The organism is Pseudomonas sp. MH9.3, assembly GCF_034354675.1.
GTDB lineage: Bacteria > Pseudomonadota > Gammaproteobacteria > Pseudomonadales > Pseudomonadaceae > Aquipseudomonas.
Map to the genome: position 1 here is coordinate 1,182,043 of NZ_CP133785.1, position 26,242 is coordinate 1,208,284.

The 26,242-nt window shown below is 58.5% G+C and carries 31 protein-coding genes and 1 pseudogene; 7 read left to right on the forward strand and 25 right to left on the reverse strand.

All coding sequences use genetic code 11. From position 1 onward, the window contains the following. Positions 1 to 114: 114 nt before the first annotated feature. Positions 115 to 1,458, reverse strand: a complete 1,344-nt coding sequence (locus tag RHM60_RS04620; RefSeq protein ID WP_209982475.1) for an LPS O-antigen chain length determinant protein WzzB — start codon at positions 1,456 to 1,458, stop codon at positions 115 to 117. Positions 1,459 to 1,730: 272 nt separating this feature from the next. Between RHM60_RS04620 and RHM60_RS04625 the strand changes: the two genes are divergently transcribed. Both RHM60_RS04625 and RHM60_RS04630 read left to right on the forward strand, forming a co-directional pair. After that, complete coding sequence (locus RHM60_RS04625; protein WP_231423389.1) at positions 1,731 to 2,117, forward strand: TIGR03067 domain-containing protein; 387 nt, start codon at positions 1,731 to 1,733, stop codon at positions 2,115 to 2,117. A gap of 238 nt (positions 2,118 to 2,355) precedes the next feature. After that, complete coding sequence (locus RHM60_RS04630) at positions 2,356 to 3,597, forward strand: MFS transporter (RefSeq protein WP_231423410.1); 1,242 nt, start codon at positions 2,356 to 2,358, stop codon at positions 3,595 to 3,597. 46 nt (positions 3,598 to 3,643) lie between these two features. Here the strand turns inward: RHM60_RS04630 and RHM60_RS04635 are convergent, their stop codons facing one another. Next, positions 3,644 to 3,847, reverse strand: coding sequence for a hypothetical protein (locus RHM60_RS04635; protein WP_231423387.1), 204 nt, complete (start codon positions 3,845 to 3,847; stop codon positions 3,644 to 3,646). Positions 3,848 to 4,008: 161 nt separating this feature from the next. Between RHM60_RS04635 and RHM60_RS04640 the strand changes: the two are divergent. The 3 genes and pseudogenes from RHM60_RS04640 to RHM60_RS04650 form a co-directional block, all read left to right on the forward strand. Then, positions 4,009 to 4,228, forward strand: a pseudogene (locus RHM60_RS04640) (integrase); the annotation flags it as partial. A 266-nt stretch (positions 4,229 to 4,494) separates the two neighbouring features. Further along, complete coding sequence (locus tag RHM60_RS04645; protein ID WP_322213768.1) at positions 4,495 to 4,704, forward strand: hypothetical protein; 210 nt, start codon at positions 4,495 to 4,497, stop codon at positions 4,702 to 4,704. A 92-nt stretch (positions 4,705 to 4,796) separates the two neighbouring features. Then, complete coding sequence (locus tag RHM60_RS04650) at positions 4,797 to 5,120, forward strand: hypothetical protein (RefSeq protein ID WP_322213769.1); 324 nt, start codon at positions 4,797 to 4,799, stop codon at positions 5,118 to 5,120. Positions 5,121 to 5,689: 569 nt separating this feature from the next. On the opposite strand, the gene RHM60_RS04655 is transcribed toward RHM60_RS04650, so the two are convergent. From RHM60_RS04655 to RHM60_RS04695, 9 genes are all read right to left on the reverse strand, one after another. Then, positions 5,690 to 6,217 (reverse strand): lysis system i-spanin subunit Rz, encoded by a 528-nt coding sequence (locus RHM60_RS04655; protein WP_322213770.1) that lies wholly within the window; start codon positions 6,215 to 6,217, stop codon positions 5,690 to 5,692. Further along, a complete protein-coding gene (locus RHM60_RS04660) occupies positions 6,214 to 6,639 on the reverse strand; it encodes a structural protein (RefSeq protein ID WP_322213771.1) in 426 nt (141 codons plus the stop codon). Before RHM60_RS04660 ends, RHM60_RS04655 begins: the two co-directional genes overlap by 4 nt. Positions 6,640 to 6,697: 58 nt before the next feature. After that, complete coding sequence (locus tag RHM60_RS04665; RefSeq protein WP_322213772.1) at positions 6,698 to 7,237, reverse strand: tail fiber assembly protein; 540 nt, start codon at positions 7,235 to 7,237, stop codon at positions 6,698 to 6,700. Continuing rightward, complete coding sequence (locus RHM60_RS04670) at positions 7,238 to 7,861, reverse strand: pyocin knob domain-containing protein (protein ID WP_322213773.1); 624 nt, start codon at positions 7,859 to 7,861, stop codon at positions 7,238 to 7,240. A gap of 174 nt (positions 7,862 to 8,035) precedes the next feature. Then, on the reverse strand, positions 8,036 to 8,938 hold the full coding sequence (locus RHM60_RS04675; protein WP_322213774.1) for a hypothetical protein: 903 nt from the start codon (positions 8,936 to 8,938) through the stop codon (positions 8,036 to 8,038). A gap of 280 nt (positions 8,939 to 9,218) precedes the next feature. Next, complete coding sequence (locus RHM60_RS04680) at positions 9,219 to 13,121, reverse strand: phage tail protein (RefSeq protein WP_322213775.1); 3,903 nt, start codon at positions 13,119 to 13,121, stop codon at positions 9,219 to 9,221. A 59-nt stretch (positions 13,122 to 13,180) separates the two neighbouring features. Beyond that, positions 13,181 to 13,774, reverse strand: a complete 594-nt coding sequence (locus tag RHM60_RS04685; protein WP_322213777.1) for a tail assembly protein — start codon at positions 13,772 to 13,774, stop codon at positions 13,181 to 13,183. Between the two features lie 56 nt (positions 13,775 to 13,830). Continuing rightward, the gene (locus RHM60_RS04690; RefSeq protein WP_322213779.1) at positions 13,831 to 14,253 is read right to left on the reverse strand and encodes a hypothetical protein; all 423 of its coding nucleotides are present in this window, start codon (positions 14,251 to 14,253) and stop codon (positions 13,831 to 13,833) included. A gap of 64 nt (positions 14,254 to 14,317) precedes the next feature. Further along, entirely contained in the window at positions 14,318 to 14,659 is a 342-nt protein-coding gene (locus tag RHM60_RS04695) for a hypothetical protein (RefSeq protein WP_322213780.1), read from the reverse strand. A gap of 191 nt (positions 14,660 to 14,850) precedes the next feature. Here RHM60_RS04695 and RHM60_RS04700 point away from each other — a divergent pair, with 191 nt between their 5' ends. Together RHM60_RS04700 and RHM60_RS04705 are read left to right on the forward strand one after the other, a co-directional pair. Beyond that, on the forward strand, positions 14,851 to 15,411 hold the full coding sequence (locus RHM60_RS04700; protein WP_322213781.1) for a fasciclin domain-containing protein: 561 nt from the start codon (positions 14,851 to 14,853) through the stop codon (positions 15,409 to 15,411). A 201-nt stretch (positions 15,412 to 15,612) separates the two neighbouring features. Beyond that, positions 15,613 to 16,212 carry a hypothetical protein gene (locus tag RHM60_RS04705; RefSeq protein ID WP_322213782.1) on the forward strand — a complete coding sequence of 200 codons (600 nt, stop codon included), beginning with the start codon at positions 15,613 to 15,615 and terminating at the stop codon, positions 16,210 to 16,212. Here the strand turns inward: RHM60_RS04705 and RHM60_RS04710 are convergent. The 14 genes from RHM60_RS04710 to RHM60_RS04775 all read right to left on the reverse strand — a co-directional run bounded on the left by RHM60_RS04710 (position 16,188) and on the right by RHM60_RS04775 (position 26,241). Then, complete coding sequence (locus tag RHM60_RS04710; protein ID WP_322213783.1) at positions 16,188 to 16,961, reverse strand: C40 family peptidase; 774 nt, start codon at positions 16,959 to 16,961, stop codon at positions 16,188 to 16,190. The genes RHM60_RS04705 and RHM60_RS04710 overlap by 25 nt on opposite strands. A 2-nt stretch (positions 16,962 to 16,963) precedes the next feature. Then, the gene (locus RHM60_RS04715) at positions 16,964 to 17,716 is read right to left on the reverse strand and encodes a phage minor tail protein L (RefSeq protein ID WP_322213784.1); all 753 of its coding nucleotides are present in this window, start codon (positions 17,714 to 17,716) and stop codon (positions 16,964 to 16,966) included. 10 nt (positions 17,717 to 17,726) lie between these two features. Continuing rightward, the gene (locus tag RHM60_RS04720) at positions 17,727 to 18,065 is read right to left on the reverse strand and encodes a phage tail protein (RefSeq protein ID WP_322213785.1); all 339 of its coding nucleotides are present in this window, start codon (positions 18,063 to 18,065) and stop codon (positions 17,727 to 17,729) included. Then, positions 18,065 to 21,154, reverse strand: a complete 3,090-nt coding sequence (locus tag RHM60_RS04725; RefSeq protein ID WP_322213786.1) for a phage tail tape measure protein — start codon at positions 21,152 to 21,154, stop codon at positions 18,065 to 18,067. The genes RHM60_RS04720 and RHM60_RS04725 overlap by 1 nt, the downstream gene beginning before the upstream one ends. 27 nt (positions 21,155 to 21,181) lie before the next feature. After that, the gene (locus tag RHM60_RS04730; RefSeq protein WP_093114111.1) at positions 21,182 to 21,424 is read right to left on the reverse strand and encodes a DUF1799 domain-containing protein; all 243 of its coding nucleotides are present in this window, start codon (positions 21,422 to 21,424) and stop codon (positions 21,182 to 21,184) included. 77 nt (positions 21,425 to 21,501) lie between these two features. Beyond that, complete coding sequence (locus RHM60_RS04735; RefSeq protein ID WP_177024652.1) at positions 21,502 to 21,882, reverse strand: phage tail assembly chaperone; 381 nt, start codon at positions 21,880 to 21,882, stop codon at positions 21,502 to 21,504. A 2-nt stretch (positions 21,883 to 21,884) separates the two neighbouring features. Continuing rightward, positions 21,885 to 22,556 carry a phage tail protein gene (locus tag RHM60_RS04740; RefSeq protein ID WP_186751130.1) on the reverse strand — a complete coding sequence of 224 codons (672 nt, stop codon included), beginning with the start codon at positions 22,554 to 22,556 and terminating at the stop codon, positions 21,885 to 21,887. 69 nt (positions 22,557 to 22,625) lie between these two features. Beyond that, complete coding sequence (locus RHM60_RS04745; RefSeq protein WP_322213788.1) at positions 22,626 to 23,045, reverse strand: phage tail terminator-like protein; 420 nt, start codon at positions 23,043 to 23,045, stop codon at positions 22,626 to 22,628. Further along, positions 23,042 to 23,638, reverse strand: coding sequence for a hypothetical protein (locus tag RHM60_RS04750; RefSeq protein WP_322213790.1), 597 nt, complete (start codon positions 23,636 to 23,638; stop codon positions 23,042 to 23,044). The genes RHM60_RS04745 and RHM60_RS04750 overlap by 4 nt, the downstream gene beginning before the upstream one ends. Next, a complete protein-coding gene (locus RHM60_RS04755) occupies positions 23,635 to 24,003 on the reverse strand; it encodes a hypothetical protein (RefSeq protein WP_322213791.1) in 369 nt (122 codons plus the stop codon). The genes RHM60_RS04750 and RHM60_RS04755 overlap by 4 nt, the downstream gene beginning before the upstream one ends. A gap of 19 nt (positions 24,004 to 24,022) precedes the next feature. After that, a complete protein-coding gene (locus RHM60_RS04760; protein WP_300627284.1) occupies positions 24,023 to 24,244 on the reverse strand; it encodes a hypothetical protein in 222 nt (73 codons plus the stop codon). 35 nt (positions 24,245 to 24,279) lie between these two features. Continuing rightward, the gene (locus RHM60_RS04765; RefSeq protein WP_322214576.1) at positions 24,280 to 24,783 is read right to left on the reverse strand and encodes a DnaT-like ssDNA-binding protein; all 504 of its coding nucleotides are present in this window, start codon (positions 24,781 to 24,783) and stop codon (positions 24,280 to 24,282) included. Then, positions 24,783 to 25,232, reverse strand: a complete 450-nt coding sequence (locus RHM60_RS04770) for a CTP synthase (protein ID WP_322213792.1) — start codon at positions 25,230 to 25,232, stop codon at positions 24,783 to 24,785. The genes RHM60_RS04765 and RHM60_RS04770 overlap by 1 nt, the downstream gene beginning before the upstream one ends. Before the next feature lie 46 nt (positions 25,233 to 25,278). Beyond that, entirely contained in the window at positions 25,279 to 26,241 is a 963-nt protein-coding gene (locus RHM60_RS04775) for a major capsid protein (protein ID WP_076954200.1), read from the reverse strand. Position 26,242 lies beyond the last annotated feature (1 nt).

A 26,242-nucleotide genomic window follows, 5' to 3' on the forward strand; every position in this document is an offset into this window, starting at 1 on the left:
CCGTTACCGCACAAACCGATATGTACACCGAAAAGTCGCACCGCTCATTGGTTCGAGCATCACACTGGCTTAACTGAACGGCATTAGGGCCTGCCCCGCGGCAAGCCCTGCGTGTCACACCAACGGATCGTCGTCCTTGCGTTCACGACGGGCAAAGCGTCCATCCTCAAGCGACGAATAAGGCGCAGGTTGATTGCGCGAGCTGATCAGGTGACGGATCAGTGCAATCAGCATCCCGAGGACCAGACCTGCGATCAGGCTCACCGCCAGGATGATGGCTTTTTTTGGTTTGATCGGCGCCAGAGGCTCCTGGGCGCGGCGGTCAACCGTGACCAGCTTCAGGTTGCTCATGTCGATGTTCAAATTGCGCAAACGAGCGACCTCGGCACGCAATGGCTCGACGTCCTGCAGGAAAATGTCTTCGTTGCCACGCTTGCGCAGCACTTCGACCTCACGATTGGTCTCCAGCAGTTGCAATTCCTTGCCAATCTGGGCGATCCGAGGATTGGTAAAGTCGTCACTGGTACGTTGCTGCAATGCCGTGCGCTCAGCCTCAAGGGCCTCGGTGCCGAGGAAGTACAGCGGAATCTGCTGGTTATTGACCTCGGTACGCATCACCTGGCTCGAACCGCTCCGCGTGGCGTCAGCCATGGAAGACGGTGTGGTCGGCGTCTTGATGCCCATGGACTTGGCAATCGAGATCGCCTCCGCCAGTTCGGCGAGGCGGTTGGTACGCTCCATTTTCATCTGCAGGCGCAGGGCGCTCAATTCATCCTGCAACCGGGCGCGCTTGAGGCGGTCATCCTCAAGGAGTTTGGCAATCTTCGATTCTTTCTCAGTCTCATAATTGGCACGCGCCGCGTCGATCTTGCCCTTCAGCTCGTTCAAGCGGTTGTTGACGATCACCTTGAGGTCGGCGCCCACCTGCTCACGCTCGGAGGCGATGGCATAGTCGACGAACCCGTTGAGAATCGACACGCCGTCCACGTCCGAGGGGTATTGCAATTCGAGACGGATGTAGCTGCTCAAAGAGTCGGATTTCTTGGGGTCCGGAAGGATCAGGTTGACCGAGTTACGGTTGAAGTCCTCGAAACTTTGCTCAAGGCTTTGCCCCGGCTTTTGAAAGGCGGTGAACAACTGCTCATGGGACCGAAAAAATCCAAGCCGCGCTTCATAGGAGTCCAGCTGTGCGCCGACTTTGGCCAGCGCATCCGCCGGCGGTAGTTTGTAAACCTCGGAGCGGTTCAGCGCGTCCAGCTCATTGATCGCGGCCGGGCGCAGTACACTGCTGACTTCGTAGGTTTTAGGCGCCAGAAACGCATAGCCTGCCCCGAGCACGCCCGTCAGCAGCGCACAGCCCAATACCAGTTTTTTCTGTCGCCAAACAGCATGCAGCAATTCAAACAGGTCAATTTCATCCGACGCAGGATAATTACTGGACTGGGAAGTTCGATTCAAAATGTATGCACCTTAAAACCAATATCAAAGAGCTATCACGAAGACCTCGAATACCCAGCAGGGACAACGCCCTGACATCGATAACAAGGCTCGCCAATTCAGGTCTGACCACCGGGTCTAGAAGAAAAATCCCAAGCCGTCGTAGTTTCTTTCCGTCGCATTCACAATAGACGTTAGTAAAGACACACATGACGTAGGATTATTCTAATCACAAGCGTAGTAAAAAGATCGATAAATAGTTGCCGATAAAGGGAAAATTAAAAGGACCTTATATGCAGACCCTCACCGACCCGGATTACCAAGCCCTCCAGGGCACCTGGGAGCAGACGTCGCTCGAAGACAGCGGCGTGCTCAACCCTGCGGATGCCCACAGCGCCCCCGGTGCAATGACTACAATTGCCGCAGATCAGTTTGAAGTGGTCACCGTTGATGGCGAGGTCTTGCTGGCTGGGCGATTCACGCTGGACAGCAGCCAGCGCCCCAAAAGCATTACCTGGGTAGACGCCATCGGCGATGACGCCGGTAAGCCGCTACCCGCCAGCTATCGACTTGATGGCGACACATTCGTGTTTATCGCTGCGGATGCGGGCCAGCCGCGTCCTGCTTCATTCAGCACCGGACCAGGGCAAACCATGCGCACGTTCGTGCGCAGGTCCTGATCACCAGAGCATCCGAATTCACCACAGAATTTTCACGAAGCCTTCACTTTCCGACCTATAGGGTGAGGCCTACCTACTCCAGTGAATCACTTGGCCCGCCTCTCCTCGCGGGCTTTTTTTTGCCTGCGCAATGATGCTGTTATAAAGGCTGAGTGACCGCGAAACTAATCGTCATCGCCGCAGGTCATTAGCCCAACGAGTGTCCAGCCCCGTGGACGCCGCTCTCGAAGATCCTGCCGTGGCCCGACACTCCGACCTGCGCACTACCCTGTCCCTGGACAGCCTTAACTTCTTCCTGGCCGATGTGCGTGACGGCCTCGGGCCTTACTTGGCCATCTACCTGCTCGCAGTGCACAAGTGGGACCCGGCCAGTATCGGCGTGGTGATGACCCTGGCGGGCATCGCCGGGCTGCTGACCCAGGGCCCGGCGGGGGCGCTGCTCGATCGAACCCGCAGCAAACGCGCCGTCATCGCCATCGCCGCAATCCTGGTGACGGCCAGTTGCCTGATACTGCCGTTTGTCAGCAATTTCAGCCTGGTGGCACTGACCCAGGCCGCCAGCGCCGTGGCGGCTTCCGTATTTGCCCCGGCGATTTCAGCGATTTCCCTGGGGATTACCGGGCCCAAAGCCTTCACGAGGCGCACCGGGCGCAACGAAACCTTCAACCATGCAGGCAATGCCGTGGCCGCGCTATTGGCTGGCGGCCTGGCGTACCTGTTCGGGCCGGTGGTGGTGTTTTACCTGATGGCCTTCATGGCGGTCGCCAGTCTTGTGGCGGTCAGTTGCGTGCCCGCCGCGGCTATTGACCACGAAGTCGCACGTGGATTTGACCCTGCCCATCACACCGACGACGAGCAACCCTCCGGAGTGAAGGTGTTGCTGTCGAACCGCCCGCTTCTGCTGTTCGCCATTTGCTGTGCCCTGTTCCACCTGGCCAATGCTGCCATGCTGCCACTGGTCAGCCAGAAGCTCTCTCAGATCAACCTGCAGATGGCTACGCCGCTGACCTCGGCCTGCATCGTCGCTGCGCAGTTGGTGATGGTGCCGGTGGCCTGGCTGGTGGGCGCCAGGGCGGATGTGTGGGGGCGCAAACCGTTGCTGCTGGCCGGTTTCATTATTCTGCCGCTGCGTGGGGTGCTCTATACCCTGTCCGGTGACCCATACTGGCTGGTGACCGTGCAATTGCTGGACGGCATTGGTGCAGGCATTTTCGGCGCGCTGTTCCCGGTGATCGTCAAGGATCTGACCCAGGGGACCGGGCGCTTCAATGTCAGCCTGGGTGCGATCTCGACGGTGTTTGGGCTGGGAGCGGCACTGAGCAGTAGCCTGGCCGGTTTTGTGGTGCAACAGGCGGGCTACAACGCCGCGTTCCTGACCCTGGCCGGCGTCGCCGCCGTGGCACTGGCGCTGGTGTGGCTGGCCGTGCCTGAAACGTTGGCAAAAAAACCGACGTTTGCGGGGGTTGGAACGGTCGCTTGAATACGCGTGCAAGGTGGTGAGAGCCGGTCAGCTCTCACCCGCTGACTCACTCTGCGGTGCTGGCGAGGAATTCGCCGGCTTTGCGCACGAGCTTCCTCCACTCTCTCCCATCGATGAGGCCGTTGCTCTCCATATCATCGGCCGTCCTCAGCAATTTGAAATATTTGTCCTCAATATTCTGTTCGTTCACCACCTGGGTGTAGATCTGTGCCCAGGTTCTTACCGCAGAGCGCCGCAGTGATCGTTGCATTTTTGCACCTGATTATGTCCGCGGACATAGAGCGCCGGCCTGAGAACATCGTTCAGCGGCGCCACTGCTGATCCGACGAACGGTGGCACTAGGCCATTATTGATGCTGCTACGCCCTTTCGGCGCAGTGGTTCAGAGCCGACTCACAGCGGTTGCGCCTGCAAACCGCCATACAACTGTCGTCACACCTATGCGACAATGCGCGCCATGTCTGGCATGAACCCCGCCTTCATCTCCCAGCAGCCCGGCCATCACGTCAGGCGCTGCTCTCGACTTATGCGCGTTGGATCAACAAGCTCGGACTGGAGCCAATGGAAAGGCTCCAGATGGCCCCGCCCTGGGTCCAACTCACATAAGCGCACCCCAAGCTATTGATAGGTAAAGTAATTGATCTCCACAGCTAACATCACCATGCGGTATGAAACGCACCATGGTGATTACTGGTGATCAGTGTTTATTGGGCGAAGTCATCATGAGTAATCAGCGATAACACACCTAAATGCACCCGTTGGTTCCAAGACTGGTCCCAGCGGGCAAATTCTGCCCCATGCCGAAACTGCATAACCCCTCCTCCGGCGTCCTGCCGCACGAACACATTAACCATAACTGCTCCAGCTGCTACGCTGTTCACCTCACGGAGAAACAGCAATGCCAAATTCAGATCTGATCCCTTCACTGCTTTCAAAACTCTACGAAAACCAGCTTGCCTTGGAAGCCTCCATCATGGAGCTTTCGAACTGGGTTGAGCAGCGCGGCTCGTCCGATGTCGCCGAAAACATTCGAGGCGCACTGCATACGATTGATGACAACGAAGACTTCATCAAGCTGACCCTGGCTGTGCTGATGGCACCTGACTGATCATCGGGCAACCCTGCATTTCGTCGCCCCCCCTCCCTCGCAACGCACCGCCTCAATTACTGCTTATGGACACAGTAATTGAGCAGCCCACCATGACTACCAATGAAGACACCTCAAAGCGGCAGGGATGCTCAACACCCCTCGAAATGAATCAGCGCCAGTGCGCGCTGCTCGAGGACGAACTCACTAACGCATACCAGCTTCTGAGCAAGGCGCGGGCTAACGTTGCCGACCTGGCTCGGATGAACGATCTACTGGTTACCGGGAAGGCCAACGCCGATACGCACTTCAGACTGGCGATGGCAGACCTGGGCCGCTCGGGCATCAACGGCTCGCAAATGATCGCGAGTCAGAATGTGCATTTGCGTGTTGAAAACCATCGGCTGCTGGAACTGACCTTACTCAAAGGGGCTTAGCGCTGAAGCGTGGCATGGGCGCCACGTCATCTGAACTTATGCCACTGTATAGCCATCATCAAAAATCGTCAGTAGAATAGGCGCTAACCAACTGTACGTGCGCAGTCGCACGTGAGAGTCAAACCGCCCAAACAGGGAGACAGCCAGTGTCCGCGATTGGAAAAATTCGATCGCTGCTAAGACGCATCAAAAGCGCTCTTCGCACGCAAGACTTTGAGGAATACCGCTCAGATTTTGAGAAGGCACACCAAAATCTTTGCTTGAAAATTAACGAAAATGGCTTATATGCAGACCCCTCCGTTCAGGCTGCATGGGTTGACTTCGCAGAGTACAAGCACTGGGAAGAAATGCAGTGGTAGACACTGGCCAATAGCATCACGTAATGCTTGAGCACTTCTGTAATCGAATGTGAGGCGCCCGAAACTTGGCTTGGATGCCTCACGCGCTGGAAATGCACCAGCACCATCGCGCACTGTCGGGTCTCCCAAGTCGCCATTCAGAAGTGTGAACAGATCAGTTCTCTCGTTCATTTCTCTGGCAGCCATCTAGATATCGGTTGAATCTCAAAGCTATGGAGCTATAGCCCTTACGTACGCCTGGCAGGCCCGCAACGCGATCACTGCGTCATCCCCGTCGTCGGTGATGGCGATAATTCTTTGAGCATGCGCTGGGTCAAGTTGGGCTCGACGGGCTGCATGAACCACGCCGACGGCGCCGGCGGCGGAAGGCACGTTGCAGCCACTGGCTGAATCCTCGTCAAGGAGGACTGACAGCCGCAGATCAGAAGTGGCAAGGCGATCGCGCAAAGCAGCCTGGTTACGTTTGGCATCGGATAATTCCTTGATGTGTTTTTGGTCCTGGGTGGCGATCTGTTTCTCGGTGGCCAGGCGCCTGTCCTGCTCTGCTTGTTGTTGCTTCCAGGCTTCGCTAGTGATCGCGTCCAAGGCTTTCTGGTGGGCAGCCCCCTGCTCCGCCATCTGCTCGGAGAGCTTCTTGCCCATGCGCCAATCCTGCACCTGCCAGGTAACGCCGGCGGCGGCGGCCATCAGCAACAGGATCAGCACCGCCAGGCCGGCCAGCTTCTGCACAGGCGTCATACCAGAGCCCGCCGCACGCCTTCCGCCAGGACCGAAGCCGGATATTCGTACCCAGCGTTCTCGTGATGGATGATCGCCTTCACGAAGCCTGCCATGACCGGCGGCTGAGCCAGGTCCACCTCGGCGCCTGGCCGGGTGCCGGTGCTCGCCTCGACAGCACGCACATATGCCGCAGTGTCGTTTTCCACTGAAGGCGCCCAGCGATTGATAATTGCCTTCACAGTCTTAAGGCCATGCTTTCGCTGGTAGGTCAGAAGTAGCTTGCCCAGGGCGCGGATTCCATTCTCCGGCGTATCGAATCGCGCGAAGCGTTTCTCAACGGCAGGATCTGGCTTGAGTTGCCCTTGCCATTGGTTGGCCGGGTTGTAGTCGATGTTGCCGGGGTTGTTGTTGCGCACCCCGCGGGTTTCGGTGATCGGCATGGCTTTCTCCAGGCAATAAAAAACCCGCTCAATGGCGGGCTACGGTTTGCTCCGGCGCTCAAGCGGGAGCGACAGGCCACTCAATCGACAGCGGATACCCGGCCTGGTCTGGAACGCGGCTCAGCGCCAGCCGGTATTTCTTCCAGGACTTCAGGGCGGCCATCTCCGATTCCGTCGCCTCGTCCACATCGACGGCGTCCTGCAGCGGCGCAATTGCGTGGTCGGCATCAGATCGCCGGCTGGACAGCTCCCTTTGCGCAAGCTCGGCCTTGTCAGGTTCTGGCGCCACCATGGGCGGCAGCTCTTCCACTGCAACATGCAGCGTGATGCTGTGCAGCAGATCTGATGGTTCGCCATCCCTGGCCACGCTGACCGCCAAGATTCCTTCGTTAAAGCTGGTGGACACTGAGCAATCAGCGTCGAGCTGGTTTACGACGTGCCCCCAGCCAAGCGGCGGCGGGACCATGCCGAGCGTGCCGAGGACCAAGTACTGCCCGGGGCCGGGGTGCTGGGTGGTGAGATTGGAAACACCAAGCGACGTGATATCGATCACCTCACCGGTGGAGCCGAGAATGTTGATTGCCGCGCGAGTGGTCATTTAGATAGCCTTCAATGTGCCGTCGGAGGAACGGGTGGTGTTGGTGGTGGTGTAGATTTCAATCCACGAACCCCAGCTGAAATTGTTGTTGATGCGGAAGAACTGGCGGCCAGAAAACGACGTGGCGTGCTGCGCGGTGAAACCCGCGTCATAGTTCTGCACGAGCAGAGTGCCGTAGCCATAGTTCGCAGGGCTGTTCGCGGAACCGCCTGAGCTACGGTAAATGCCTGTATCGCCAATGGCGTTAAAGGAGTTGCCCGGGAGATCCGGCGCCCTGCCGCCGAGGCCAAAGGCGCCGTACATCAGAACGTTGCCGCTTGCGAGACCTGCGTTCAGGGTGGCGGCGCTGCCCAGTCCAAGGCCGGCACGCGCGGCGGCCTGCGTTGTGCCGCCGGTACCGCCCTTGAGCACCGGCACCACGTTTTCCGTGGATACGGCGCCCAGGCCCGCGAGCGTGGTCCCCCACTGCAGCACCATCTGGTTTACCGCGTCCGCCAGCGCCTTTGGGTAGCCGTTCACAGGGACGATGCCGTATGAAGCGCCAGCCGCATTCACGCCACGGTACGCAGGGGTAATTGAGACCGAGGTATCGCTCGCCGGATTCACCACCTGGTAGATGCCCATGTCAGGACCCACGAACATATCGCCGGATCGAGAGTTTGAAAACTTCGTACCGGAACCGGTCACGACTGTATTACCGTTGGCAACGGTAACCGTGCCCTCTGTAAACCAAGATGGCATATCTTTCTCCAGGCAAAAAAATACCCGCGTTGTGCGGGCGTGGTCATCAGAAAATATTCAATTAAACGGAAACGGCAGCCCCGCAGCGCTGATCACCAGGGCAGATGGAAACCTATCTGTAGGAAGGCTGTGAAAGCTGTAAGGGAAAGATGCGCTATTGGATGGCCAGGCCTGCTGCGTTGTTCTGCCAGGCGGGGCAAAGAAAAAGGAAATACCACCGGTCCTTCCGAAAGCGCCCTCAGCTAGGCCGTAAGTTGAAGTATACCCGCCCTCGACCGTATTACTGTCGATCACTCCGCATGAACGGTTCCAAGGCAAAAAAGCGGCATATTCAACCCCTGACTCTAAACTTATGTCGACAACGCTATGAAGAATTGAAGATCCACTTTGTGTTTGATAAGCGATTTTTTCGTTTCGCCCACCAACATAAGTTGTTATCGGTCGTCCATACGCATCCGTCGCGCCCGGACTGGGTGCCCGTATTGAGGCAATGACCTTAAGTGGTCTCTGTCGTGATAAAAACGTCAAAGCCCCGGTGGTCTCATTGCGGGTCTTGAGTGCTGGCCCGCTAAGACCGTCGTCTCGCATCAGATCAAAACAGAAATACTTTGTTCCTGTGCCGCCGCCAGCATATAGAAACGTTTTAGAAGAGCCAGAAACACTTACACCAGTTGCGGTACCTTTACCGACTAGAAACACGATAGGAGACTGAGGGTTCGCCAGCGTGAAACCGAATTGGTTGTCGCCAGGTCTGTTCGCATCAGTCCAGCTACTTCCGAGGTTCGGATCGAGATTTACTCCTCTGAGCTCTAGCCTGCGCCAGTTGCCCATTGGTGACAGGTATCCGCTCTTTACAAGTCCGTAGCTTATATTCCCCGTGTCGTACAGTAATGATGAATCGGGTTTTTTCGCTACAAGTCGTCCGCCAGCCATTAATAATACCCATATGATATTCGACAATTAGCAGAGAAAAATCCCCAGCCGGCAGTATTATAAGAGTACTGCCAGCTCAGCGTCGTGCCATCCAACTGAACACCGGGCCTCTTCCCTTTCTCAACCTGCAGATCAACCAGAGGAGAGACTGAGAAAAAAAGAGACCTTCCCGCTGGCGGGGCCGGTATTTGAATAGATCCGTTAGCTCCGCCTGTTTCTATGCTTCCAGTTTGCTGACTAATAAAACTAGTCATATCAACTATAGTCAGGGCACTATCTCTATCTTTTATTACTAGTCCGACCATGGCTATAGACTCAGATCAATACCGACAACACCATTGGAATATGTCATTTTTATACCACCGCTATTCAGCAACATTGAATTCCCATCAGCACTACCGCGAAACACAAACTTGCCAGTCTTCATATTTAGCTCAATTAGAGGCTGACCATTTGGATCGACAGCTTCCGACTGCAATGTCATACCAAGAATAATTTGCTGTATAAACGCCTTGCTAATGATCGCAGTGTTGAAAACAGCCTGGTTGTTCTCGATTACAAACATCGGAATGACCTTGCCATCAATCTCGTTCACGACCGCCATCCGTTGAGCCATGATCAGGAACTCCGACTGATCGCCGTTAGAGCCAAATGCAAGGCCCGCTACAACCTTCCTGCCATCGACAATAGTCTGCGTTTTCATGGTGGTTTGAGCCGAGACCTTTCCGTCCAGGCTCACCACAGTCTGGCTGACCTGCTGCACGGAAGCACTGGTTTGTCCGATGCTTGACTGCAGCGTCTCCGTCGTCCTGGACAGCGCCTCGTTGGCAGATGCCTGAACCTTCTTCTCGGACACGAAGCTGGCCGTCGACTCCCAGGCCTTGATCGCGCTCGCCAGATCGCCCGAGCCATCATCACCGCGCACCGAAGCACGCAGCGACTCGTTGCTCGACGCCTGTGACGTCACCTTTCCATCCAGGTTGGTGACCTTCGTCCCGAGGTCATTGATCGCGATCGCCTGACCGGAGATCACTTGGCCCTGGCCGGCGATGAGGCCGCCCTGCTCGCCCACCTGGTCAGCCGTGACTTTGAGGTCGCTCTTGAGCTGCGTCACCTGGGCGGCAGTGGCTTCTCGGTTGGTGGCCACCACCTGCTCAAGGATTGTCAGCTTGGCTTGCGCATCGCCGACTTGGGCGCCGAACGTCGTGACCTGCTGGGAAATAGCCTGGTCTTCGCTGGCCCGGGTTTTCTTCTCAACCGCCAGCTCAGCGGTGGACTGCCAACCTTTGAGCGCATCAGCGAGGTCACCGGTGCCGTCGTCACCGCGCGCGGCAGAACGCAGCGCCTCCACCGAAGTGGCGGTGGCCACAGTCCGGCCGTCGAGTTCTTCGATCTTCGTTTCGATGATCTGCACCTGGGATGCCAGCGCGTTTGCTGTTTCCAGGATGGTGCCGATATCGGTCCAGTAATCGGCATCCGGTGGCGTGGCACCGACGGGCACCGCGCCCTTGGCCTGATACAGGCGCTGATCCAGGCGAACAATGTCGCCCTTCAGGTACGCCTTCTCGGGATCGTATGCCAAGGCATCGCTGACCTGTTTTATCAGCTTCTCAAGCTCCTGCTTCGCTTCCTCCAGGCGATCATTCACAGAGCCAGGGCCGTCACCCGAAATCAACTCGATCTCTTCGCGAAGGCTCTGGTACAGCGCGCCCTTGCCGATTTTGTCGGCAAAGTACTTCTCGTACTCGCTCTGGTCCGAACTTGCACGGCCATTTACAGCACCGGGCACCGGGAAGAACGGGCCCACATTGCCGGTGCGGTCCACCAGGCGCGCCCAGAAGAACAGGCTGGCCCCGGCCAAGAGGCTGTGCATTTCGTGCGAGGCCTGCGGGTAGCTGAAGTCGCTCAACTTCACCGCCGTCGTCAGGTCTGCTGACTGGCTGTACCAAAGCTCCGTGCGCTGCGTGTCCTCGGCGCCCGGCGGAAAGGTCCACTGGATACCGATGCCGTAGATCAGGCTGGTGGTGGTCAGCGACGACACCGCCGGCGGCACACCGGTCTTCCCTTCCAGGTTGGTCAGGTTCGAGCTTTTCCAGATAGACGATATCTCGAAGGCGCTCACCGATCGCACCCGGGCAATGTAGGCGCCGGAGTAAATACCGGTGACGTCAACGCTGGTCGATCCAGTCCGCTGCACCTTGATCCAGTTGCCACTGTCCTTGCGCCACTCCACGTCATAGGCGACGGCACCGTTCACCGCGGGCCATGAAATGTTCATTGTGCTGATGGCCAAACCCTGATCGATCGACACGTTCGAAGTGATCGTTACGCTCGCAGGTGCAGGAACCACAGTGATCGGGATAACGCTGATCGGCCGCTCTTCCAAGCGCGCGCCGGTGTCGATGTGCGCGAATTTGCTCGGGTCGTACTGCACGGCCGATATCTCGAACACACCAGGCTCTGGCCGGGCCACGCTCACCACACGGTAAAGCGGGATGGCCAAGTCATCGGCATCCAGCGCCCACACCAGTTCAAGTTCGGGCGCCACGGAGTAAGCCACTGTCACGGTGATCTGTCGGCCGCTGACCAACTGCACGGTGCGCCCTTCACACTTGCCGTCTGGCAGGTTGAGGATCAGCCGGTCGCCGGGCTTTGCCTGGGTGTCTCGGTCCAGGGTGATAACTTTTCCGTTCACCGCCGAGATGCGCCCGCCCACTGGCCGACCGGCGAGAAGTTCGTCTGCGATCGGGATCACGTATCCAGGCAGCGGGATACGCCCATCGAGGCCGACCTTGAAGGTGACGGCCCGGTCTTTCGAGTTGGTGAGCAGCGCCCACTTGCCGCGGCGTTGGGCCTCAGATTCGCGGGTGCAGCCGATTGCGCTGATCTCCAGCGGATTGTCACCGTAGCGGCGCTGCAGCTTCTGGTCGGTCACCGCAGTGACGTCAGTGTCGTAGTTGTTCAGCGGATTGTCGTAGCTGATCAGCGCCCGGGTGTACCGGGTGCGCTCCGACGCGCTGGAGTAGGTGAATTTTCCATCGATGACGTTCGCCCGGGTGTAGGCAAAGTCAAAGTCGGCCGCGCGCGGCATATCCGCCAGCGTGAATACCTGGCCCTGGGCCCAGTAGGTCATGCCACGGTAGATGGTCGAGATATCCTGAAGCAGCGACCAGGCGTCAGCCTTGCTCTGCAGGTTCAGGTTGCAGATGAAGCGCGGCTCTTGGCCCCCCTTCCCGTCCGGCACCAACTGATCGCAGTACTGGGAAATCCGATACAGCTCCCACTTGTCCACCATCCACGGCTTGATGCGACGGCCCAGGCCGAAGCGGTCGGCCGTGGTGATGTCGTAGGTCATCCAGACCGCATTATCCGTCCAAGCCTGCTTAAATGTGCCGTCCCAAATGCCCGAGTAGGTGCGAGACGCAGGATCATAATTGCTCGGCACCTGCATCTTCTTCAGCTTGGTCTCGACGGTCACCGCTGGAATGCTGCGGAACTGCTCAGCAGAAAACTCGATGTAAAGCAGCGCGGTGTTCGGGTAACGAATCTTGGCGTCAATCACCTCGGTGAAGCCGGCGATCTGCATGGTGTCGGAGATTTTGTTGTTGTTCTGGTTGACGGTCAGCCGCGTGATTTTCATCAGCCAGCCAGTGGTCGCCTTTGGCAGATCGATACGGCGTGTGCGCTCGTACAGGCTGGTGGTCTTGCCGTCTACCGCCTCGCTCAGCACCTGCTGATAGGCGCCGCCATCGGTAGCTAGCTCAACCTTGTATTCGATCCGGTAGCCATTAACGTTGCCGCCAGAGTCCACGGACTGAAGCGCCGGCCACGCGAAGCGAACGCGCACGGCGGAAAGCTGGGTATTGCTGATGGCCCGCACCCATGGCGTCCCGCTGCGCAGCTCGGTGCTGATGGTGGTCTCGTTCTCGACTGAAGGGATGCCTTGGATATAGCTCTGGTCCACGGCGCCGGTGCGCCACTCCCACTTCACGTTCGGAAAGTTCATGTTGCCCTGCGGGTCTTGCAGCGGCGTGTTGTCGAGGTAGATATCCTTGGCGGTTGGCGTCCCTTCGAACTCGCCCTCACCAATGGCAATGAGCATCTTGGCAATGGCGACAGAACGAAGACTGTCTGGCGCTTCGGTCGGCGTTTTTGGTTTATCTTCGCCGCCCTTGGCGCCGTGGATGTCAATCTTGCGTGCTGCGCCCATGCTTTTCTCCAGGCAATAAAAAACCGCCTCATGGGCGGCAGCGGTGTTTCAGGTGTTCGCTACATCTGATCTTCGGCATAGATCGCGGCACTGATGATCGCCCCGCCAACCCGGCGTTTTCCGTAGCAGAGCGGGACCGGATTACCCGATGCCGTGGTGTTCTTGGCGCTACCGAAGGCATAGCCGGGGGTGTTCTCGGGCGCGGCGCTGGTTTTCAGCCCGCCTGCCTGGGGGCTGAGCATCTGGATCACGCCGCCGGCGACAAGGCCAATACCCGCGCCTATGAGCGGAGTGCCGAAAGGCGTTGCAGAGAAAATAACACCCACAACAATCAAGATCGCACCGACGATGGTTTGAAGAATACCGCCGCGCTTGCTGCCTACGACCACCGGCGCGATGCGGATGTCTCCGGCACCGTTGTAGCTCAGTTCCTTCTCCCCGATATTGCGCTTATCGCGAAACACCGCGAACTCAAGGCCGCGCGATTTGGCATTCGAAAGAAACCGCTCGAATCCAGGGATCTGCACGCATAGTGCTTTGATCGCCTCCGCCGGCGATTTCACAGCGAGCCTGAAGGACTTTCCGAATTTTCGGAGTTGCCCGTGCAGGCGAATCGTCGTCATGGGTTGGTAGTTGATCGCTGATGCCTGCATCACTTTCTCCGGGGCAATAAAAAACCGCCCGGAGGCGGCTTCAAGGTTTTCTTGGTTCAGTTGTAATCGACATAAGGCCCTATGTAGAACCCAGCCATGTCGCCGCTGATACGGTACAGGCTTTCCTTGCCTGGCTGCACTGTTGCTGCGATGGTTCGAATTGCAGCACCTGCGCACAAGCCAGAGCCTGCCAGGCCTGCGCCGAGATTGGGCGACCCCGGCGGAAGGTAGAATGTGGCCCGCTGACCAGTCCCGATTTTTGCAGCCTTGCGGCCGTCGACATAAACAACGATGTCGCAGCCAGAACCAACCGCGCCGGAGTCGCGCACCACGGTAATTTTTCCGCTCTCGCCAGCTGGTTTAGTCTGGAAGGCATATACCTCGTCCGAAGGGACCGGCTTCGCATCCCGCACCGAGATCGCCGATGAGGCGCATCCCGCCAGCATCGCCACCGCTACCGCCGCTATCAAAATTCGCATGTCGTTCCCTCTTTGGTTTGGCGGGACTGCAATACTGCCCAGTGCGCCGCTTTGGTGCCACGAATTATCGCTGATCGATTTCAATCTTCTGCGTTGGATCAGGGCTATACCTCTGGCGTTTCAGCTGCGGGTCCCCTTTCGCCATGCAGAAGAAATATATCTCAGCCTCTCCGCATCCGCCGTGCAGCGCGCACTCGCTAGCCTGCATGTGATCAAGCAGGATCTCCCGGCCCTGGGACTCGCAGAACATATTTGCTTCTTTGAGTGCCTGCCCTTTCGCAGATGCGGGCCCGCCGAATGGAACACGGGTAGAAATCGTGTATGTGTCGGGACCTACCTTGATCGGTCCGCTGTCAGCACAGCCCGCGAGTGCCGCAGCGAACAAGACCATCAGCCAAATTTTCATCTACGTGCTCCCAAGGTAAGAAAGGACTGTAACCCTTACCTGGCCAGGCATCCAGTGTGGATGGAATGCCAGAGAAAGCGACACGCGTTGAGCTGTAAAAGTTATTTTTTGAAAGGGTGCATCCACTTTGATCGTTGGCTCGTAGATTCAATACCCTCACTCGGAGGGCATAAGAGCCAAGGAGATACATCATGCACGCTTTTTACAAAAAATTTGCTGCTGCAGCCTGCTTCGCGATCCTCTCCGTCACTGCCACGCTCACCTTTGCCGCCGATACAGTGATGGTCGGAGGTGCAGCCATGTACCCGAGCAAAACCATTGTCGAGAACGCGGTCAATTCGAAGGACCACACGACGCTGGTAGCTGCAGTCAAGGCTGCCGGATTGGTCGATACGCTTAACAGCAAAGGCCCTTTCACTGTATTCGCCCCAACGAACGAAGCCTTTGCCAAGCTGCCAGCAGGGACCGTCGATACACTGGTCAAGCCTGAACACAAAGCCGATCTGACTAAAATTCTGACCTACCACGTCGTGCCTGGCACTCACACATCGGCGCAACTGATGGCAGATGCCAAAAAGAACGGCGGCACCGTGGTGTTAAAAACAGTTCAAGGTGAATCGCTAAATATCAAGCTGCATGACGGCAAGCTGTGGGTGGTAGATGCCAAAGGCGGTAAGGCTGGCATCAGCATCGCAGACGTAATGCAGTCCAACGGCGTGATCCACGTTGTAGACTCGGTCTTGATGCCTTAAACGCTATTCACGCCCGGCAGACCCAGAGTTTGCCGGGCATTGGCCTCGGTGTAGAAGCTTCAGTTACTGTCACTTCAAGGAAAGGCAATCTAGCCGCTGGCTTTCTAAACGGACGCATAACCAGCTGTACGAACCCTCAGTAACTTCTTGTCATCCCGCGATAGTAGCCTCCGCCCACTCAAACGCTTGCCAGGAGGCCCTATGTCGTCACTACTGTTCTACACGGATGAAAACGAAGCAATTGTGGCTACTGATACGCTTTTACATTATTCCGTCGGCACGCCCCCAAGATTCGCCAGCAAAGCCATCTCGATCCCTCATATGCGCATGATCATTGCCGCTACCGGATCCGCCTTTCTTTTCAGCCGATGGATCGGCCTTGTGAATAACCAAGGTTTTGCCCTCGATGTAGATGCGGTCGATTCTCATGCCTCCCAGGAGCTTCAGGCCCTCTGGAGCGAACTGAATCGCCATGTCCCCGCCCTCCAAGACCAAACTGCAACGATCTATCACTTCGGGATTTCCGACGATTCTGGAAAAGTCCATGGATTCGCTTACCGTTCTGTGTCGGATTTCAAATCCGAGCGTTTAGATTATGGGCTTGGCGTAAAGCCAGAGCTTATGGACAAAGCGGGAATTGACTGGAATTCATTTCCCGCGTGTGCACCCGACATCATGCGTGCACAGGCGCGACAGGAGGACGAAAAAACTAGAGATCGTGTTTACATAGGTGGCACAACTGAGATAACTCATCTAACGAAAGACGGATTTTCGATCTATTCTCTGGGCAGTTTGGACTGAGCTTCGTTATGCCTCAGGATCAGGCGTGTCCGATCATGCCAAGGCCCGCCGTAGACTATGATCTCGGAAGGTCTCCCGTACAGGTGGTGCAGTAGGAACGGGCCAGGGCCGAACGCGCCCGACTCTTCGCCAGGCAGGGACGGATCTGTGCCGAGGTAGATCCCGGCGTGGTTCGGGTGCACTGTGCGCCCGACGTGCATGACGATCATGTCGCCGCGCTCTGGCCGGTCGACGCGCATGAAGCCGGCGGCCTCGTAGTGCTGCTCGTACAGGCTCGCGCTCTCCGCGCGCTCCCACCAACCGTCGGTGCGCTGGAAGGCTTCGAACTCAAGGCCCCACTCGCGGCGGTACCAATCAGCGCAAACCTGCCAGCAGTCCCAGGCTCCGTGCACGAACGGGCGATTGAGCAGCGGCGTGTAGCCCGTGGGTGTGATCGTGCGCATGTCGCCCTCAGGCCACGACAGAATGTGCCAGGGCAGCGCTGTGGCCTCGCACATGGCCAAATCATGCGGTGACGGCCTGCTGGTGGCGTCCGGGTGTGAGTGAACAATGCCGATCACCTCGCCCAAGTCTTCCGCCGCGGCGTAGTCCTCAGGATCAAGGCGGAACTCTTCGCTCGGCTCGGTGGCGATGTTCCGGCACGGGAAATACTTCTGTGCTCGTCCGATGGCCAGCAGTAGGCCGCAACACTCTTTCGGGTACTGGGCCGCCGCGTGCTCCTGGATGGCCGCAATGATGTGCTTGCGCATGGTCAGCTCCGGGCAATCAGGGAAACAGCGGGGAATCCACCGAAGGACAGTTCGTTGTTCTCTCCGAAGCGCAGCTTGCAGGACGACAGGCAGCCCTTGCACTGATCAAGTGCTGGATCATCCGTGGGATTGTCTTCGTCATCGAACATAGCGGCACCGGTGTAGCCGCAGTCTGGCCCCCGGTAACCGTTGGTCATGGCCCAGTGGCAGAAGGTCGTCATCTGCCGGCCGGGAAGCCCGTGGTTATCGATCTCGCCCGGGGACGAAAGCTCCCAAACTACCGCCTCGCCGTCTTCGCTAGTTTTCTGGTCGATGTACCAGATCTCCAGCGCCTCCTGGGTCGGGTCGGCTGTCGGATTGCCATCGGGGAAGTTGGCCGCGTCCAAGTAATGGGCCAGCGTCTCGCGTACTGTCAGCTTGAATTTCAGCATGTCCTCAAAAGCCAGGCACAGCGCCGTGACGCGCCCGTTAACGTTGCCGGCGGCGAAGGTTGGCCGAGAGGCGGTGCCGTCGCTGCTGGAGGAAATACCCTCAATCTGCACCGGCCAGGCTGCGTACTCCTCGCCTTGCCAGATAATCGACTTGGCGGGAAGGTCCTCTTCCGAGCCCTCATAGGCCAGCAATTCCTCTGGCGTGTGAGGGATGGCGTGCCCGTGGAAGCGCAGGTAATCGGCGCCGTATTCCGTCCCGTCAATTTCAAACAGGCGAATCTCGCCGCCAGGCTTCAGTTTCTGAATGTCCGTGATCAGTGCCATGTGCGGTTTCTCAGGGGTGGAAGGTTTGCTGGAAGGTGGCGGTGATGGCGTAGACCTGGCCGCCGCGGTGAATCGGCTTGTAGCCGTTGCACCTGTAGAGGCCGAGCTCGCCAAGGGGCGGCTCCCACAGGAAGCCCTTCGCCCCTTTATGCCGATCGAGGAAATCCATAATGCTTTTGATCCGTGGCTTCAGCCCGTTAAAGGTCACCGGCCATGACTGCGACTTGTTGTTCAGGCCATCCTCGACCGACTGCTCGTAGCCATCGCCGAACTGTTTGGATCGGACGCGCTGGACAATATCGCCCTCCGCGCCCTTCTCCGTCGCCCAGGTGAATCGTTCGATTGCCATCAGCGCCCCTTGATTGCTTTGTTGATGACGCCGCCTTGGCGCATGTCCCTGCTCCGGAGTTCCTGATACTTCTGCTCCACGAAGGTCGCCAGCTCTTTACCGAACAGGTCGTAACCAGGTGCGTCAGCGGTGGAAGAAGCGTTGCCGTCACCGTCGATATGCACATCGACGTTGATCTGCGTGCCGCCGGATCTGCCGCCTCCGCCCATTGCCATGACGCCAAGCTTGCCGCTCGACGTGCGAGTCAGCGGCATAATCGCCTCTTCACCGGCCTCGCCCATTACGCCCGTCTTGCCGTTGGACATGCCGAACGCCGTGGGCTTGCTGACGATGGAATTTGTGAATGCACCGCCGTCGGCGAACATCTGCACTCCACCAGACCAGGCGCCGCCCATGGCTTGTGGAAAGTAGGTGCTAGAGTAGCCCGCTGCCGATGCGCCGAGGTTCGACGAAGTCGCCCCAGCAGAGCCAGCAGCCAGTCCGTTCCCACCGCCCGCAGCGCTGCCGCCGAAGTAGCTGGCCGCTGCGCCCACCAGGCTGCCCAACAATGCAGAGCTTGCCTGTCGGGTGGCGATTCGCGCCATATCGGCCAGGATCGATTTGGCGAAGTCCGAGAACGACGCCTTGCCGGTCATAGCAAAGTTGACGATGGAATCCTCCATGGAGCTGAAGGCATTACCGAACAGGCTCTTGGTCTGGCCGGCAATGTCCTTTGCCGAGTCCAGGTAGTTTTCCCAGGCAGCCGTTGCGCCCTTCGTCCAATCGCCCTGGGCACTCTCCACATCCACGTAGTTCTGCCGGATCTGGTCAGTGGCGGCCTTGTTCGCGTCGGCGAGCGCCTGAGACTTCCGCTTGAACTCTTCCTCCGACATGTTGCGCGACGGATCGGACTTTTGGTTGGCAAGCTCAAGCGTCTGCTGAGCAAACCGATCTTGCTGGCTGTTCAGTTCGCCGCTGAGAGCGTTTTGCCGGTCGCCCCGACCCACGCCGAGCACTGCGCGCTGGCCTGCCAGTTCCAAAGCCCGCTGCTGCTGCCCCAGCGCTTGCACGTATGTGCTGATCGAACGCTCCTGCTTGGCAAGGCGGCCGGTCTCGTTGGTCGCCAACACCTCAAGCTGGCTGTCGGCATCCTTCTGCGCCTTGACCATTGCCTGTCTGGCGTCGGCGATCCGTTGATCGATCTGGATGCTCTGGGCGGCGGTCGTGGACTTCTTGGCCTTGGTGGCCTCCAGGGCGCTGATCTCGGCACTGTAGGCGGCCGCCACGTCCACGCTTTCCTGCTTGATCAGCGCTGCGCTGCGCGTGGCGTAGTCGCCCTGCGATACCAGCCCGGACTTCTGTGCCGCCTCCAGTTCCTTCTGGGCGTTTTTGTAGTCGTTTACGATGTCGGCCAGGTTGTTTTTGGCGCTATTGAATGCGGTCAGATCGACCTGGGTGCTGGCGGTTTTTGGATCTTTGAACTTTTCGCGAGTCTGTTTTTCTAGAGCCGCTTCCTCAGCAGGAGTGAACGTGTAGCCTGCCTGTCGCGCGAAAGCGATACGCCTTTGATTTTCCTCGAGTGCCTTGGTCAGTTTCGTTGACTTTGAGGCGGTGGCGTCGAGGTTGTTTTGCAGTGTTTCATAGGCCTTCGTACCCGCCTGGATATCCTGGTCCTGGAACATTTTCCGGCGTGCTTCTGCCTGATCATCCACTTCCTTCTGCAGGAAGGATGTTATGTCGCCTTGGGCGCCCGACTCGCCGCCACTGAGCATCATCATGTCAGGGTTGTCACCCAGGACCATCGGGTTCGATTTGGCGTTGCGTAGCGTGTTCAGTCGGTCAGCGAGCTTTTCAAACTTCTGGTCAAACGTATCCTCGCGCCCGATATCGAGCACTGCGTCCCAGGCTCCCTTGGCAGCCCCCTTAACTGCGTTCCAAGCGCTTTCTACTGTGCCCAAGTTGCTGGTGATGGTGTCGGCGCGCTGAATCAGAGCATCGGCGTAGGAACTCTCTGCCAACTGCTGAGCACCAAGGGTGTCACCTTGCTCTTGCAAGGCCCGAATCTGGGTGTACACGGCGGCCGTGAGGAAGTTGTACTTGTCATTGAGCGCAACGACTGCCTTTACCGGGTCATCCGCCAACTTCACGAACTCACTGACGGTTTCAGACGCCGCTTTGCCGGTAGCCTTCTCGAACGATAGGGCTGCAACCGCTATTTGCTCGAAGCTGCTGCTTACGATCTTGCCGGATCCCGCCAACTGCGCAAGAACTTCGGCTGCCGCGCCAGTGGTACCAACGGTGTCGCCAACTTGCCTTGCCATTGCCCCAAGGGCCGAGGATGTCGTACCAGCATAATTGCCGGTGAGGATCAGCGATTTGTTGTAACTGTCTTGTTCCTCGCTGCCCCTGTAATAGGCATATGCGAGGCCGCCCACAGCAGCGGTGGCCAACGCCAACGGTGCCAGAATAGCCAGCAATCCGGCAGCACCCGCACCAGCACCCGCTCCCAATTGAGCCACGGCGCGAACGCCGCTACCCCAGTCACCCGACGACAGCGCGTTACCCAACTGCACGACGTTTTCCTGGGCTTGCCGGGTACCGAGGCGCAGCTTGTCAAAGCCGGTGGCGGTCTTTTCGAGCTTCCCGTAATCCTTGTCGATCTTGCTCAGGGCGCTGTTGTACCGGTCCTGGCTGATTCGCCCCTCATCAAGGTGCTTGCCAAGCTGCTCGACCTGGTTGTCCAGCTTTGCCAGCGCCGCGCGGGCCGGATCAATCGCCCCCAGCAGGCTGTTCAGCGCCTTCTGCTCGTCCATGGCGGACTTGGCCAGCGCGATCTGCTGCTTGTCCAACTGAGCGGAGATCTTCGCCGCCTCAGCCTCGCCATAGGCGCCGGCCTTTGTCAGCTTGGCGAGAGCGTCACGCTGCTTCGCCAGGTCCTGGGTGGTTTTGGCGCTGGTGGACAGCGACTTTTCCAGAGCCTGCATTTCGTTCATCAGCGAAACGGCGGACTGCTCGGCCCGGCCGCCGGCCTTCGCCATTTCATCCAGGCTCGTTTTCGCCTGGATTGCATCGGCCGAGTCGATCTTGACGCCGAGCTCTGCAATGTTCATCGACTCACCTTGAATAAGTGCCCGTGGTTACGGGCTGTTTTCCCTTTCCTCCGCCATGACGCGCAGGGCTTCGCCTTCCAGCACCTGAAGGTCAGGGAAGATTTCAGCGAGTTTCTTTTTCTTGATGCCGAGGAACCCGGCCACGTCGCGGATGCTGCTGTAATCGAGACCGATCGCGCCGCCGGCGCCTGCTCGCCATTGGGTGGACATGCGATTGAACAGCAAGAAGGCTGGCCAAAGGCACGGCCAAACATCGAACTCTTCTTCCATGTCCTCTGCGTCCCAGCCGAATGCAGCGATCTGCTCGGCATCCGGCGGGGACTCATACAGGGCGCGGGCGGCGCGTATCAGTTTCCCGTGCGGGCCTTGGAGTAAGCATCCTGATAGGCATCTACGACTGCCTCGGTTGTGCCATGACAGGACGTCACCAACGCTTTGATGCTCTCGTCGTCAAACTTGTCGTCGAACTCCCAAGCCACGACCAAATCCTTGATTTGCTGAATCTGGTTTTCGGTGTCAACGGCAACGATTTCGGACACGGAGGGCTTTTCGCCGAACTTATCGAGACCGTCCTTGCGCCGCTGGTTCCACTCATCGAACAACGCTGCAAGCTCGATACGGTTTCGGTATTTGAAGGTGAAGCCCACCTTCACCGGATCCTGGCCGACTACCGGGACCATCACGGCCCCCAGAAACGTCGGTGATTGGGCGATCTTGAACTTCGCCATGATTAAGCCCCACCGCCAGCGACAACAGGCGCGCGATACGCGGTGATCTCGGCGTTGATGGTGAAGCCGAAGGAGACGGCCGCGCCTTCGTTGCGCACCAGCGTCGGCGTCTTGTTGAAGGAAGCATAACCGGCATAGTAGATCGTTTTGCCGTTGGGCAGCGACATACGCAGGATGCGTACTTCCTTCTCGCGGTCAGCCTTATCGAGCTCTTCGTACCAAGCCAGGCTGTCATCATCGGCCAGCTGAAAGGAGAAGGCCTGCGCGTTCTTGGTGGTCGGGATCTGCTTGTCGCGGCGCGCCTCTAGCGGCGCGTAAGTCCAATATTGCTGCTCGCCGCCAGACATGGAGTTGCCGATCACCTGGTTGACCGCTACCCAGCCGGTAACTTTCTTGGCAGTGCCGCCGCTGATGCCGTCCGGGAAGAAAGCAACATTGGACGTGTCAATGCCTTCCAGGGTAAATGCGCCTGCGGCAGCGTTGGATACACGCACGGCGCGCTCGTTGATGTCCTCCCAGCCCGAGGTGACGAGCAGAATATCGCCGTTGGCAAAGCCGTTTGCGGCGCTGGTAGCGACACCGGGGTTCGCGTTGCTGATTGCGGAGATCAGCTTGGCAGCAGCGAACCCGCTGGAAATCGAAAGCGTTGCCCCGTTGGGGAAATAGACAGACATGGGTTTTCCTCTTTGCAGAAATGACAAAACCCGCTCAATGGCGGGTTCAGGATGTGCCCAACGGGCGGGTTATGACGTGGTGTCGGACCGGTATGAAAAAGACAGAGGTACCGTATAGGCGTAATCGCCAGTAATGCCTGGGCCGACATCTACGGGAGTCATCGGTGTGACAACGAAGCCATTCTTCACATCGCGGACGTACAGCGGGAATAGGGCGATGATATCGGCAGCAATAGGGTTGGTCTTGGTCTTCCCGGTACCCGCCGGCGCGATGATGCTGACCTGGAACACCCCGGTGTACAGCCGGTGATCGCCGCCGAGCGTGTTGCTCGCGGTGTCGCCCGGGATTGTGAAGGCGCTCAGGTATGTCTCGCCTTCCGCCGGTGCGTAAGCAGTGTTCTCGAACACGATCTTCAGCTTCTCCGGCCTGGCAGCGTTCCAGGCGATGAGCTTGGCCTCGTAGATCGAAGCGATGATTGCGTGACTCATACCTGGTTGTTCCTGATGGCCTCCAGCACGATCTGCTGAAAGCGAGCCACGGTTACCCGGACCATGCCGCCGGGGGCCTGGGTGGAATGGCCGAACTCCAGCGGAATCGCATAGGGCAAGTTGTTGATGATGTAGGCCATCTGCCCGGCGGTGAAGTCGCTCATTGCGGCGACCAGTGCGGCCGTGGTTTCGCCGCCACTCGGGTCCACCTGGTCGAAGGTGACGTTCTCGACCACGCCCAGAGAGATGTGCCAGTTCGCACGGAACCGGCCGCCGACGTAGCCCTCAGGCGCCTTGATATCCATGCCGTCGTTGAGCTTGCGCCCCTTCTTTAGCCTGCCACCCTTCGTGAGGTTTGCCGGATCGCTGCGCAGTGCGCTGTTGTGATCGTCGACGGCCTTGTTGTACTGGGTGGCCACTGCGTTCTGCGCCCAGATCTCCGGGTTACCCACTGGAGACATGCGAATCAGGCTGCTGCCGACCTCGATGATGATTTCACGCACGCTGGCATCGATGGCTTCACCCGTCTGGGCGGCGAACTCTGCCAGGCTTAGGGCGAAGCTGCCGGATTGGCCGGCGCCTGCACGGCTCAAGACCGCACCTGCAGCTCATACAGGATAGGCGTTCCGGCCGGGTTGACCTCTTTCAGCGGGGGCACGATTGACCAGGTACGGCCCTGGGCCACGACTTTGTCGAGCAGACCCGGCACCCAGGCCAAGCCCTGCGCGGCGATCTTGAGCTTCTTGTCGCCCTGCCGGATGAGACTGTTGTTTTGGAATTCGAGGCCGGTGAAGTCAAGCAGGATGCCCTGGGCGATTTGCTCGACGGTCGCGCCTGGCGACTCCCCGCCCGTCTCGGGGTCGTACTCGCCCGGCTGCGTCTTGCTGATGGTCACGGATTGGCCGAACTCTGTGATCATCTCCAGAGCCATCACGGCCATTTCGTCGTAAAAGGCCATGGTGGCTCCATATGTGAAATTAAACGTTGAACATACCGATGTGGTACTCAGGCAACGGCTTCCGCTTCCTGCGCTCCTCAACCATGCTGTCAGCGATGCCCGCAGCCTGCTTAAGCACCTCGGCCCAAGAACCATCTACTTTGCTACCGGTAGCTTCGCCCTCGGCTTTTGCAAGAGGTAGCGCTGCGGAAAAATAGAGATCCCACGCTTGCTGTTCTTCGTCGGTGTATTTATCAGCCATGATAGAGCTCCTATGATTGAGCTCTAACGCTACCACTATGCACGCACAGCAAACAGCCCGCGCTTTTGTAGGTAGTCCGCAAACTGCGTAGCGCTCGGCCGATCCGGTGCAGCAGGCAATAGCCGATTGCTTGTGTTGGAGATCGTCGCGTACTCGCGAGTGACCGCGCCCTCGACACGCTCCAGCGTTACCGCGCCTTTGCGCTTTTCCACTGGGTCGATGTCGTCCTGATGTATCTCGGCGGCCAGGGCCATCTGCCCGTACTGAATGCGCGCTGGCAGATAGTTGTCCGGCTTGATCTCGCGATCCAGCAGCACTTCCCGGCGCGGCCAGGCCAACGCTTGCTCGCTGCTCATCTTGCGGCCTTTCCAGGTCTTGCCATCCATCACCAAGGCGGCCCGGCGCAGCAACGCTTCCTGCTCGAGAGCGCCCGCAGGGATGACCGTGCCGAACTTCACGGCATACAGAGCCAGGTCTTCAGCGCTCGCGTAGCTTTCGGCGTCAGGCTTGCCGGTGCCGTCCTCGATGATGAGCATGATTACTCCTTGATTTCGTTCAGGCGGTCAGCCTCGGCCTTCGCTTCATCGGCAGTGCCGACAAACTCGCCAAAGCGTACACCGTCGCGGGTGATGATGATCCACTGGTCGTTCGATTCCAGCTTCGGAATGTAGACCGGCTCATCCTTCGTGCCATCTCTGAGGGTCCCGTTAGTGCCACCGGTCAGCACGTTTTTACCGGTCTTTTCCTTACCGGCGGCCACTTTGTCCTTCGCGGTCTTTTCCTTACCGGCGGCGGACGTAACCGGAGTTTTGCGGGTCAGCACCTCGACCTCAATCTCGGCAGCGTCATACGCAGCTTTGATCTCAGGGTAATCGCCCACAATAACGACCTTGGTCACGCCACGCTCCACTGCGCGGAACAGATCGGGATTGCGGTAGCGCTTGTTCGGGTCGAAGTCACCCAGCTGGTTGCTATAAATGAGTTCCATGATTCTCTCCATGGCGGCCATTACTGGCCGCGCCTTGAGGTGGGTGTTAGCCGCCGACTGGTGGGGTGGTGGTGAGGGTGATCATCACGCCGGCGGTGACCTTATTGCTGTCCGAGTGCTTGACCCAGTTGGCGGCCGAACCAACAGCTGCCAGGGTTGGGTTGGCACCGCCAGTGGTCTCCTTCCAGCTGTAGCCCAGAACATCAATGTTCACGGTGCCTTCTGCGCGGTAGCCGATGCCGAGGTTCTCTTCATCGTTGACCTCGTAGGACCGGAAGCCGGGCGCCTGGGACTCGGTGATCACAACGGCATTCGGCAGCAGGCCGAAAATTACATCAGCCGGTGCGGTGTCAGTAACCAGCACTGGCTTGCCCAGCGTGCCAGGCAGACCTCCGTAGATGACGACGCCTGCCTCCTCGTAGACCTTGTTCGCAATCGCTTCGTCCACGATGTCGAAATAGGCCGACGAGTGCATGACCCACAGGGCTATGCGGCCGAACTTGTCGCCGAACTTGCGCATGCCGCGAGTCAAGGTTTTCTTGCCGTCGGTCTCGATGTTGGCCGAGACCACCATGCCAGCGTTGGAACCGATCGCGGCACGAAGAGCTGCGGTGGCGTAGTGGATGAAACCTTCCAGGGTAGCGTCGGCCACGTCAACGCCGATGATTTGTGAGAACTCATCTACCGGGCGGCCGCGACGCTTGAACGCTTCTTCTGTGGTCTGGTATGGGCCGTATTTCCACGGCGCCTTCACACCAACAGCTTCGCCGGCGCCGATCTTCTTCGAAACCACTTTGGCTTCGGAGTTGACGTCGCGGTGATCCAGGCCGCCGCCGAGTTTGTAGAAAGCTCGCTTGCGGAAATCGCCTTCGATCATTTCGTTGTCGAGGACGATGGCGCCGTTGGAGGATGCGTTGAACACATCCAGGTTGTCCTGGACGCGCTCCAGGTATGCGGTTTGCGCCTCATCGTTGTAGATGATCAGGTCGCTGTTTACGGTTGTAGCCATG